The 12,362-nt window shown below is 37.0% G+C and carries 9 protein-coding genes; 2 read left to right on the forward strand and 7 right to left on the reverse strand.

The window, feature by feature from the left end; all coding sequences use genetic code 11:
* Positions 1–328: 328 nt before the first annotated feature.
* The 6 genes from Q0940_RS07760 to Q0940_RS07785 all read right to left on the reverse strand — a co-directional run bounded on the left by Q0940_RS07760 (position 329) and on the right by Q0940_RS07785 (position 7,650).
* Positions 329–2,053 (reverse strand): BatD family protein, encoded by a 1,725-nt coding sequence (locus tag Q0940_RS07760; RefSeq protein ID WP_299266608.1) that lies wholly within the window; start codon positions 2,051–2,053, stop codon positions 329–331.
* A gap of 92 nt (positions 2,054–2,145) precedes the next feature.
* A complete protein-coding gene (locus tag Q0940_RS07765) occupies positions 2,146–4,131 on the reverse strand; it encodes a VWA domain-containing protein (RefSeq protein WP_299266611.1) in 1,986 nt (661 codons plus the stop codon).
* 6 nt (positions 4,132–4,137) lie between these two features.
* Positions 4,138–5,160, reverse strand: a complete 1,023-nt coding sequence (locus Q0940_RS07770; RefSeq protein WP_299266614.1) for a VWA domain-containing protein — start codon at positions 5,158–5,160, stop codon at positions 4,138–4,140.
* Positions 5,153–5,665 (reverse strand): DUF4381 domain-containing protein, encoded by a 513-nt coding sequence (locus Q0940_RS07775; protein WP_299266617.1) that lies wholly within the window; start codon positions 5,663–5,665, stop codon positions 5,153–5,155. The genes Q0940_RS07770 and Q0940_RS07775 overlap by 8 nt, the downstream gene beginning before the upstream one ends.
* 2 nt (positions 5,666–5,667) lie before the next feature.
* Positions 5,668–6,663, reverse strand: coding sequence for a DUF58 domain-containing protein (locus Q0940_RS07780; RefSeq protein WP_299266620.1), 996 nt, complete (start codon positions 6,661–6,663; stop codon positions 5,668–5,670).
* A gap of 30 nt (positions 6,664–6,693) precedes the next feature.
* Positions 6,694–7,650 (reverse strand): MoxR family ATPase, encoded by a 957-nt coding sequence (locus Q0940_RS07785; protein WP_299266623.1) that lies wholly within the window; start codon positions 7,648–7,650, stop codon positions 6,694–6,696.
* A gap of 431 nt (positions 7,651–8,081) precedes the next feature.
* Between Q0940_RS07785 and fadI the strand changes: the two genes are divergently transcribed.
* Both fadI and fadJ read left to right on the forward strand, forming a co-directional pair.
* Positions 8,082–9,392 (forward strand): acetyl-CoA C-acyltransferase FadI, encoded by a 1,311-nt coding sequence (fadI, locus tag Q0940_RS07790; protein WP_299266626.1) that lies wholly within the window; start codon positions 8,082–8,084, stop codon positions 9,390–9,392.
* 65 nt (positions 9,393–9,457) lie between these two features.
* Complete coding sequence (gene fadJ / locus Q0940_RS07795) at positions 9,458–11,629, forward strand: fatty acid oxidation complex subunit alpha FadJ (protein ID WP_299266629.1); 2,172 nt, start codon at positions 9,458–9,460, stop codon at positions 11,627–11,629.
* A 94-nt stretch (positions 11,630–11,723) separates the two neighbouring features.
* Here the strand turns inward: fadJ and Q0940_RS07800 are convergent, their stop codons facing one another.
* On the reverse strand, positions 11,724–12,185 hold the full coding sequence (locus Q0940_RS07800) for a Fur family transcriptional regulator (RefSeq protein ID WP_299266633.1): 462 nt from the start codon (positions 12,183–12,185) through the stop codon (positions 11,724–11,726).
* Positions 12,186–12,362: the final 177 nt, after the last annotated feature.

A 12,362-nucleotide genomic window follows, 5' to 3' on the forward strand; every position in this document is an offset into this window, starting at 1 on the left:
TTTAGAATTGTTTTTTTAACACACCAAATCCACCTTCCTATTCACATGGCATAAATAGAGTAAAGTGTATTAATGTAAATGTTAAAAAAAATTTAATAGGTTTCATGCAATCCAATTTATTTTTGTTTGGATTTAAAGTCAATGGTTATTTGGGTAAAAGCTCTAATATTACGCTATAAAGCCAAGTTAAAAGGAATAATACAGTTTTACAAAAAGACTAAGCAAGAAAGCCGACTGATTAACGTGTGTTAATCAGTCAGCTTGATTTATTACAGATAGCTAATTCAGAGTAGCTATCTTAACAATAGCTACATTCACAGAAGCTAAGTTATCCATTCAATGGTGGTAAGTCATCAGGTGTTACTGTTTTAGAGTTAGAATTGAAAAGCTTAAATGCATTCCATAATTCTTTACCAGACCATGATGTACTTTGTTGTGAGTATTGACTGCTATTTAATATAGATATTTGTTGCTGTAACTCAGGGTTAACCAATGGAATTAATGCAGTTAAGGTTAATACTGGTTGGGTAAATTCCACTTTAGCCCATTTAAGTAACTCATCACGTACAAGGTGAGCTTCGCTGTTCATACAAGCTTGTTTTAATATTGATTGATTAAATGCAGCTAGGTCGTAATTTTTATTTGACTTGTTTTGTTTAGTGATCTGGTTTGTTGATTTACCTGAACGTTTATTAGTAATAAACCAAGCTACACATGTTAATACCCATAAAACCCAACCAATCCACATCAATGGCGATAGAAGAGTATTGCTAGTGCTTTGTGTTGTGCCATCAGTATTATCTTGCCCAGTTGCGGCTTCACAGGTTTCGTTACTAACGTTTGAAGATTCAAAAATTGGCGTTTGTAAATTTGTCATTGGTGCTGACGATTGTTGGTTACTTGATGGCACTATAGTGATATTTTTCGCTGGGATAGTCGCAACATCTTGGCGTTTTGTTTTGGTATTAAACCAATTGATAGAAACGGCTGGTAGAGTGAACTTACCTGCTTTTGTTGCAACGATCGCTTCAGTGCTAACTCGTTGAGATACAATCGCATTTTGGCGTACTTCAGAATGTGACTCTGATTGATCAGGGTAGGTTTTAAATGAATCTGGGTATTTACCTACTATTTCTGGTAACTGTTCTTCATTAACATTTAGAGCTAGTAAGGTAAATGTTCTAGTTATTGGTTCCCCAACTTCATAAGTATCTTGGTTTGGTTGCCATTCTTCGTTAAGCATCACAAGATCACTTGGTAACCAAGAACCTGAATATTTTTTAGGAATTGATGACACTTTGATTTCAATGTCATTACCTACGCTAGTTACTGGTTTAGTGCCACCAAAATTGCTGAAGTTAGAGCGACGTTGCCCTGTCCCTATCTCACCATTAAACGCAGGTGATTTTATAGTGAACGTACCGCTAGATTGTGGAGTAACCATATAAATACGTTCAATAACACGGTAACGTACACCCATTATTATTTCACTGGCGTCTTTGTCCTTACCATTTTGTTTGATAGACGCACCATCTAACATTGGATCACTCAAGGTTCCACTTTGTAAATCTACATTGGGAGCAAAGTATAATCGGGTGACTAATTTAACGGTTTGCTGTAAATATAAATCAGCTTGTTCAATACTATTTTTAACGAATATCGTTTGGGTACTTTGTGCTGTGGAGTAATTAGATTTTACTACAGACACCGTCAAAGGTTTACTATAAACACTGTCTATTCTCAATGCTGGAATATTGAATGTGCCTATTTTTCTGGCTAATAACACTACATTCCAACGAGTTGTTTTTGAAATACTGCCGTTGATGATTCGTGTTTGTGAACTTGTAGCCGTTCGGCCAACAACGAATCCTGATTGACTAAGTTGTGTCAAATCAAACGCGTTAGCATCTAAAGAATCGTTAGCCACTATTTCTAGTACAAATGATTCGTTAACTAGAACTGGATTCCTATCAAGGCTTACCGTGACTTCTGTTGTTGCTTGTGCCACAGAAGATATCAATAGTAGGATAATGGCTGAAAAACGGATGAACATTTTTGTCCTAGTTAATTGTATTTTTGTTAGTTGCACTCTGATTAATTGCAGCATAGTCATTAGCTTGTTTGTTATTTTTGATTGAAAAGGAACTACCATGATTTAGTTGCTCCTGCTGGTAAACGTGAATTTTGTTGGCGTTTTCTACTTTCTAAGATCATTTTATTTCTTAATAATATTGCTGGATCATCAGACACTTTTCGCAATAATTGCTCAATTTTTTGCTGCTGCTCTTGCTCGTCAATTTCTTGTTGCTTTAACTGTGCAGATGTCATCTGTTCTTCTGGCTTTTTATCTTGGCTTTCTTCACCTTCGCCTTCATTTGAAGCTTCGCTGTTTTCTTGTTCAGTTTCACCTTGCTGCTCTGATTGTTGCTCTGGTGTTTCTTGATTTTCTGAGTCACTTGGTTCTGATTGCTCCTCTGATTGAGAACTTTCGGAGTCTGAACTTTCTTGGTCTGAGTTTTTTTGATCTGAGCTATCTTTATTCGAGCTATCCTGCTCTGAACTTTCTTTTTGCTCTTGTTCTGAATCTTGATCGCCTTGTTGCTCGTTATCTTCTTTACTTTTGTCTTGCTCACTATCCTGATCTTGCTGATCACCATCTTGTTTTTGCTGTTCTTGTTGCTGTTTCACTTGCTCTAAAAGGGCTTTGTTAGCAATAGCGTTTTCATTATTTGGATCAATTTTGAGAGACTCGTCATACGCTTTAATAGCTTCATCTAACTTGCCTAAATGAGCTAATGCATTTCCTTGGTTATATAAACCTTGTGCTGAATTATCTTGTTGAAAGTTACTCAGTGCAGTTTCAAAATCCCCTGACTTGTAAGCAGAGGAACCTTTCCATTGTGTGTTTTCAAAAGACGTTAATGCTTGTTCATATTCTTCATTATTAAAATGCTCGGCACCCACTTGGTCTTTTGTTTTTAAGGCATAATCTGTCCAAGAAGGAGATGAGGTATTCTGTTTTTGAGACTGCTCAGTTGTTTGTTCATCTGCCGCTAATGCCTTTTTAGGTGTAAAACTAAGTGGTAAAATTAACAGCATTAAGATGGTTGCACCTTTACGAAAAAATACTAAAACCAATGGCAAAATAAATAATAAGATATAAGGTCCAAACTCTTGCCAATCATCACCAGTTAATGAGTTGTTGTCTTGGCTTTCCTCACTTTCTGTATCGGCTTGTTCTGTTGGGCGATTAGCACTAGCGGCTAATAAAGTTTTTATGTCGGCATCCGTTGCTGTGGTGTTAACAAAAACGCCATTACTAATATTACTAAAATTCATTAAATCACGGTTATTCAATTTTGGGATCACTATGCTGCCTAAATGATCTTTTAATAAACTATTATCTAGCATTTTTATTGGCGCTCCCTCTGGAGTACCAACGGTCATTATATTGATTCGATAAGGCGTTTTCTGTGCAAATTCTCTCAAATCTGCAATATCAGATTTTTCCACACCGTCGGTGATCCAATATATATCACCAGTTAGATAGCCAGCTTGCTTTAGTAATTTACTTGCATTGTTTAAACCTCCCAGAGGATAACTACCTTGGACAGGCATGAACTCTGGTTTTAAACTTGGGATTAACGCAATAATATTGCGAGAGTCAGGTGTTAATGGTGAAATAGTAAATGCATCACCAGCATAAGCTACCAGTGCCACTTCACCGTCGGTAATGGCATTGGCTAAATCTATCGCTTTATATCGGGCTTTTGATAACCGATTAGGCTTGATATCCGTAGCACGCATAGACATAGACATATCTAATAAAATGACACTAGCCCGTTTTACTTGAAATACTGGTTTTTCTATTTTTTGCCAAGTAGGGCCTGCTAGTGTGAAAATAGTTAATAGCCAAATTAAAGGTACAAGTAAGATCTTTTGTTTCACTGTATTTGTTTTATTACTGCCTAACATCGCATTAGCTAAATGTGCTGGAATAACTTGGTGCCATTGTGTGGTTTTTACGGATTTGAGTTTTAGTAACCAAAATAAAGTCAAAGGAATGATGACCCAAAACCAATCGGGTCTTAAAAAATGAAATTGTGAAAACTGAGCTAAAAAATTAGTCATGATCAATTAACTCCTTGGTCTTGATGAATTTAGGTTTTTGTATAACTTACTTGACTCAAAAGAACGTTGAATAAGCGGAAGTAAAACAGCTAATACCGAAAGTAATAACGCGAAGCTCAATGGCCAAAAGAATAACGATTGCAAAGGTCGTAGTTGAATAGGATCGTCTTCAATTGGTTCAAGCTCGTCTAATATTTCATAGATTTGCTGCAAACTTTGCGTGTCTCTAGCTCTAAAGTACTTACCTCCGGTTTGCGTAGCAATGTTAGTTAACAAAGATTCGTCTAAGTCGGCTGATGGATTTACTTTTTTATTACCAAAAAAGCTACGTACAAACATTTCATCGGCACCAACCCCTATGGTATAAACTTTAACGCCAGCTGCTACCGCAATTTCCAATGCTTCTTTAGGTTGGATATTTCCAGCTGTATTTTGACCATCGGTAAGTAAAATAAGAATTCGGTTCGAGTCTTCTTTATCATTAAAACGTTTTGCGGCTAAACCAAGTGCATCACCGATTGCTGTTTTTTCACCAACTAAGCCTAATGTAGCTTCATCTAACATTTGACGTACTGTTTTTCTGTCATAGGTTAGTGGCGTTTGCACATAAGCGGTATCGGCAAATAAGATTAGTCCTAAGCGGTCACCAACACGGCGATCGATAAAATCATCTAATACATATTTAAGCATAACTAGACGATTTACTTTGTGAGTGCCAATCATCATGTCTTCATATTGCATTGAACCAGATAAATCTACCGCTAGCATAATTTCGCGGCCTTCTTGTGGAATAGTCACTGGCTGACCTAGCCACTGTGGTCTTGCAACTGCAACAACTAGACAAGTCCAAATAAGAAAAGCAAACCAAGGAAAACCTTGTTGTATTTTAGACTCAGTTGGTGTGCCAATAAAATCAAAAGTAGGTAAGAACAGAGCTGTAGATTCTTGCTTTTTTACCGCCGGTAATAAATAAATTAAAAAGGGCACAATTAACAGAGGTAGCAACCAAGGCCAAGCGAAACTAAACATGTTGCTCTCCTTTACCATTACTTATAGATGTCGAGTACTGCTGTGAAGATAAAGGCAAATTTTTGTTAATCCAATTTTGGACTTGAGTTAAATACTCTGAGGCTTGTTCAGGGCTACAGTCAGATTTATAAGCGAGCTGCATAAATTCTTGATTGATGTGGGTATTTTCATTGCCAATACTATTAAGCCAGAATGACCATTTTTCGCCTGTTAAATTAGCAACTTCATCACGTGGGCAATACGCCAACATTACACGTTTAAGTACATTGTTAATGGTTTGTACTGTTTGAATTGGGTTTTGTTCTGGCTCTAACTGCCTTAATAATTTGAGCGCTTGATTTTTTGCTTTACGTTTTTTTAGAAAAAGGTAAGTTGCAATTAGCGCTATCGTTATCAATACGCAACAAACTGCAATAATAACCCACCATCCCCACGCTAAAGGCCAGTTGCCAATATTTTCAGGTGTTTGAATATCTTTTAATTGTGAAAGTAAATCAGGTTGCATAGTTAAAGTTGCTCACTTAAAGGCTGACCCGCTGAGATTGATAGCCACTTAATATTGTGATCCTGTAGGGTATCTTTTTTGGATAAAAAGTGCTGTTGAGCTTTTAGTTTGTAATCAGCTAATTGGGCAGTATTATTCACTATTTTTGTTTGGTTACCGTTAGTGACAGGCATTAAACCAGACATTGATTTTGGTAATGTTTTTTCTATAGGATCGTTAATCCAACAAGCCACAACCTCACAATGTTTTTGCAGTTGATACAAATGCTGTAAAGCGTCATTGGTTAAATGCTGTAAATCACTAATGATGTAAACCAAACTACCCGGATGCGCTACTCGTCTTAAATGAGCACACGCTTCAATGAATTTTTGTTCTTGGGTTTGTTTATCAACGCTATTAACGGATATGTTTTGCTGCATAGGCAATGCATTATTATTGTTTTTAAGCGCGGTTAACCAATGTAAAACAGCTTGTTGGCTGCTTCTTGGTTTCACTTCATATAAATCTTGTTCGGATAAAATTAATCCACCAATTTTGTCGCCGCGTTTTTTAGCGGTCCAAGCGATTAATGCGCTTAAGTGACAAGCTTGTACGGATTTAAATAACAACTGACTGCCAAATCGCATTGACGGTAATAAGTCACAAAAGACAAAAACCGGTCGGTCTTTTTCTTCTCTAAATATTTTTGTATGGGTTTTACCTGTACGTGCCGTTACACGCCAGTCGATTGTGCGTACATCATCACCCGGTTGGTAATGGCGAGCTTCATCAAACTCCATACCTCGGCCTTTAGTTTTGGCCAGATATTGCCCAGACATCTGATGTTTGACTTTACTGTTTGGTTTGTTTGATAACAAATGAGTAAAGTTTCTATACATTAGTAATTCATCAAAGCTAATCGAAATACCTGAAATTTCGTGACGGTTAAGCCACTCAATTCCAGTTTTTAGCTCATCTTGTAATTGCTTTTGTGGTTTTAATGCAGCAGAGTCAGTCATAACGTCTTTAATATCCTGTTTTACTGCTTATTAAGGTACGGCAACTAATTCTAAAATACGGCTAAGTATTTGGTCGGCAGTGATGCCTGCAGCTTCAGCTTCGTAACTTAATAAAATACGATGGCGTAAGCAGTTAAAATAAACAGTTTGAATATCATCTGGTGTAACAAAATCACGTCCATCTAGCCATGCGGTTGCTCTTGCACATTTATCTAGTGCGATAGTGGCACGAGGTGAGGCACCAAAAGATATGTGCTTTTTAAGATCGGCGTCATACAGTTCAGGCTGACGAGTGGCTATGATCAACTGCACTAAATATTGTTCTAATTCTAATGATAGATGAATTGAAAGAATATCTTTACGAGCTTTAAATATATCTTCTTGCGACAATGGCTCTGGCTGTGCAACCGGTTGTTGTAATGCCTCTCCTCGGGTTAAACGCAATATTTCAATTTCTGTTTCTGCACCTGGGTAGTCGACATTTAAATGCATTAAGAAGCGGTCAAGCTGGGCTTCAGGTAATGGATACGTACCTTCTTGTTCAAGCGGGTTCTGTGTGGCCATTACTAAAAATAATTCAGGTAACTGGTAAGTGGTTTTACCAACGGTAACTTGTCTTTCGGCCATTGCTTCTAGTAATGCCGATTGTACTTTTGCTGGGGCACGGTTTATTTCATCTGCTAATACTAAGTTATGAAATAACGGGCCGCTTTCAAATTTAAACTCACCCGTCTCTGGACGGTATATATCGGTACCTGTTAAATCAGCAGGGAGTAAATCAGGTGTAAACTGAACTCGATGGAAGTCGCCTTCCAAACCATTAGCTAGTGCATTTATGGCACGAGTCTTAGCTAAACCAGGAGGACCTTCAACTAATAAATGCCCATCTGCGAGTAGGGCGACTAAAATACCTTTAGTAAAATCTGGTTGACCTATAACTTGTGAGTCTAAATATTGTTTTAATTGGTTAAAACGAGTTACTGACATGTTTTACATTCCTGAGCTATATGTTTGTGACTAATACTATAAATTGTCACTGAATCGGTACCTATGATAATTAAACTTATATAAGGTTCCCAATAGAAAAAACAAGTGATTAAAAATCAATCGTTTACAATTTAAACAATTGTCTCTGATGCAACAATAATTAAGCTAAAGTTTAGCTATGACAATATATCTGTTACTAATCTAAATCAATGGCGCTAGTATCTACTTATTATGTAGAAAATAAAAATATTAAATCTTTCCACTACCTTATATTAAATTATTGGTTTTAATTCTATATAGATATGGTTATTATTGGTAAGTTAATATCAGGTCAGACCAGAAGTGTCTGTGATAATTTGTCAGCTTAGGTGGTAACATCTGTTTTGATGCAACTACACTTTGACAAAAATAAATTCAAACAGGGTGAAATAATGACTACTAATAAACTTCAAACAAAAAATGGAGATCGTATCGCGGTTGTTGCCGGATTGCGTACTCCTTTTGCCAAACAAGCAACGGCCTATCACGGAGTTCCAGCTCTTGATCTAGGTAAAATGGTTGTTTCTGAAATGTTACAGCGTTCAGAATTAGACCCGTTAGAAATTGAACAATTAGTTTATGGTCAAGTTGTACAATCTCCTGCTGCGCCAAATATTGCACGTGAAATCGTATTAGGTACTGGTATGAATGTACGCACCGATGCCTATTCCGTATCAAGAGCTTGTGCAACAAGTTTCCAATCTACCGTTAATATTTGTGAATCTATTATGGCTGGCCACATTTCTGTTGGTGTGTCAGGTGGAGCCGACTCTTCTTCAGTATTACCAATTGGCGTAAGTAAAAAATTAGGTCGAGCGTTAGTTGATTTAAATAAAGCTAGAACATTAGGTCAACGTTTTCAAATTCTTAGAAAATTAGGTTTAAGAGACTTAATGCCAGTTCCTCCTGCAGTTGCTGAATACTCAACTAACTTAAGCATGGGTCAGACAGCAGAGCAAATGGCGAAAACCCATAATATTAGCCGAGCAGATCAAGATGCATTAGCGCATCGTTCTCATACATTGGCGACTAAAGCATGGGAAAGTGGCATCTTTAAAGATGAAGTAATGACGGCTCATCCTGAACCGTTTAAAGACTTTATTTCTATGGATAACACAGTTCGTACTAATTCAACTGCCGATGGTTACAGTAAATTACGTCCAGTATTTGATAAAAAACACGGCTCAGTTACCGCCGCTAACTCTACAGCATTAACAGATGGTGCTTCAGCCATATTGTTAATGAGTGAGAGCAAAGCTAAAGCATTAGGTTATGAACCTTTAGGTTACATTCGTAGCTTTGGTTTTGCTGCTATTGATGTTTGGGAAGACATGTTGATGGGACCGTCGTACGCGACTCCAATTGCATTAAAACGTGCTGGTATGGATTTAGGAGATTTAGACTTAATTGAAATGCACGAAGCATTTGCCGCTCAAACATTAGCAAACATGAAAATGTTCGCGAGTAAAAAGTTTGCCCAAGAGCAGTTAGGTCAAGATAAAGCGATTGGCGAAATTGATATGGCTAAATTTAACGTTAATGGTGGTTCACTAGCTTATGGTCACCCATTTGCAGCGACAGGAACACGTTTAATTACACAAACAATTAATGAATTACGTCGTCGTGGTGGTGGTGTTGGTTTAACAACCGCTTGTGCTGCTGGTGGTTTAGGTGCGTCAATGATTGTAGAAGTTGATGGCTAACTTATAACTGGTACAAAAAAATCAATTATTCAGTCTAATTTTAAGAGACCCGCAAGGAAACTCAAATGGCTAAAAATACTAAAAACGCATCGGCGTTTAGTTTAGAAATACAAGAAAATGGCATTGGCGTGATCAGCATAGATGTGGCTGATGAATCAATGAATGTTTTAAAAGCAGAATTTGCAGAGCAAGTAACTGAAGTTTTAGATCAAGTAGAAGCTAATAAAGATATTGTTGGCTTGGTACTCGTATCAGGAAAAGACAATTCGTTTGTTGCTGGTGCTGATGTTGCCATGTTAGATAGCTGTGAAACGGCAGAGCAAGTCAAAGAAATTGCACAACTAGGTCAAAACTTATTTAACCGAATTGAAGCCATGACTATTCCTGTGATTGCTGCAATCAATGGCCCTGCATTAGGCGGCGGACTTGAATTGGCTATGGCGTGTCATGGTCGTGTTGTATCTGACAGCGAGAAAACAGTTTTAGGTTTACCAGAAGTACAACTTGGTTTGTTGCCAGGTTCTGGTGGCACACAACGTTTACCTAAATTAGTTGGTTTACAAAAAGCATTAGACATGATGCTTGCTGGTAAACAACTACGTGGTAAGCAAGCGATTAAAGCTGGCTTAGCAAATGACATAGTGCCAAATAGTATTTTGTTAAAAACAGCAATAGAAATGGCGCTTAAAGGCAAGCCTGTTGTTAAAAAGAAAAAACAGCCATTAATGACTCGCTTGTTAGAAAATAATCCGTTTGGTCGTAAAGTATTATTTGACCAAGCTGGCAAACAAGTTATGCGCTTAACAAAAGGTAATTACCCAGCACCATTTAAAATTATTGAGTGTATTCGTACGGGCGTAGAAAAAGGAACCAAAAAAGGGCTTGAAATTGAAGCTCAACGTTTCTCAGAACTTTGTATGACTCCAGAATCTAAAGCATTACGTGGCCTGTTTTTTGCGACCACAGCAATGAAAAAAGAAAATGGCGTTGCCGGTGTTGAACCTATTAAAGTTAAAAAAGCCGGCATTTTAGGCGGTGGTTTAATGGGTGGCGGAATCGCATTTGTTACTACAACAAAAGCAGGTGTACCAGCACGTATTAAAGATATTGCCCATGAAGGTATTCGTAACGCATTTAAATACAGCTTTGACATTTTAAATAAGAAAGTAAAACGTCGTTTTATGAAGCATTCACAAATGCAAAAACAATTGTCTATGTTATCGGCTGGAACTGACTTTGTTGGTTTTAAAGATATGGACATTATTGTTGAAGCGGTATTTGAAGATTTAACATTAAAGCAAAACATGGTTGCAGATATAGAAGCAAATTGTAATGAAAAAACAGTGTTTGCTTCTAATACCTCTTCTTTACCAATCCGTGATATTGCGGCTAAAGCAGCGCGTCCAGAAAATGTAATTGGTTTACATTACTTTTCACCAGTGGATAAAATGCCATTAGTTGAAGTAATAGCAACAGATAAAACATCTGATGAAACCATTTCAACGACGGTTGAATTTGCTCGTCGCCAAGGTAAAACTCCAATTGTTGTTAAAGATGAAGCTGGCTTCTTTGTAAACCGTATTTTAGGTTTGTATATGAATGAAGCCGCTCAAATTGCAATGGAAGGTGAGCCAGTAGATAAGATAGATAAAGCCTTAACTAAATTTGGTTTCCCAGTTGGCCCTATGACCTTGTTAGATGAAGTTGGTATTGATGTTGGTTCAAAAGTATCAGCGATTTTGTTTGATGCCTTTGGTGAACGTTTTACGGTTCCTTCTGCAATGGAAAAGTTAATTGCTGACGGCCGTAAAGGTAAGAAAAATCAAAAAGGTTTTTACAAATATGGCAAAGCGGCAAAACGTAGCTTTGTAGATAAATTAACGTTATCTGGTAAAGGCAAACAAGTTGATGAGTCGGTTTATTCTATTTTAGGTGTATCACCTAAGAGTAAATTAAAACCTGAACAAATATCAGAACGTTGTGTTGTGCAGTTACTTAATGAAGCGGCTCGTTGTTTAGATGCTGGTATTGTTCGTAGTGCAAGAGATGGTGATATCGGTATGATCTTTGGTACTGGTTATCCTCCGTTCCAAGGCGGCCCGTTCCGTTATATGGATAGTTTAGGTATCGACAACTTAGTTGAGATCTTAAATGGTTATAAAGCTATCCACGGCGATCGTTTTGAACCAGCAGAAATATTAGTGAAAATGGCTAAAGACGGTAAAACGTTTTATTAGTAGTTATCAATATAATCTAATAACGATTAAGATATAAACAAAAACGCACTAATAATTAGTGCGTTTTTTTATGTCTGAAATTAATGATAAGTCACTATTCTTGGCAGCTTTGGCAAATACCTTTGAGCTCTAACTGAGTTGTACTTAACTTAAACCCTGTTTTTTCAACACTGGTTGTTAACTCACTCATTACTGACTTTTTAACACTGATCTCTGATACAGAATTACATATTTCACAAATTAAGAACTGCGGCACATTGTGAGTATGTGAGCAGGTAATATGTGAGCATGCTATATATTTGTTGGCAGACGTTAACTTATGCACCAATGAATGTTCGGCTAAGAAATCTAAAATACGGTAAACCGACATAGCAGGAATGCTTTGTTCAAATAGTTCTCTGTATTTCTCAGCAAGTTCATATGCTGACATCGCTTCGCTAGCTTGAATTAACGCCGATAAAACATGTTCACGTTTTGTGGTGAATTTAACGCCACTGTCGCTACAAATTTGATGAGCGTGTTTAATTATATCGTCGAGCATTATGTCTTTAACCACAAACATTCCAATAAATTTATGAGATCCTCATTGTAGTGAATAGTGTGGGCTAGGTAAATGTTAAAATAACAAGTTTGATTATAACAATAAGTTTTCAGTTGATTAGTTATTAACCCAAAATATAAGCTACACTTATCAAGAATTTAGACAAGGCTGTTAATATTTATGAATTGTGGA

Source organism: uncultured Psychrosphaera sp., assembly GCF_947500655.1.
Lineage (GTDB): Bacteria > Pseudomonadota > Gammaproteobacteria > Enterobacterales > Alteromonadaceae > Psychrosphaera.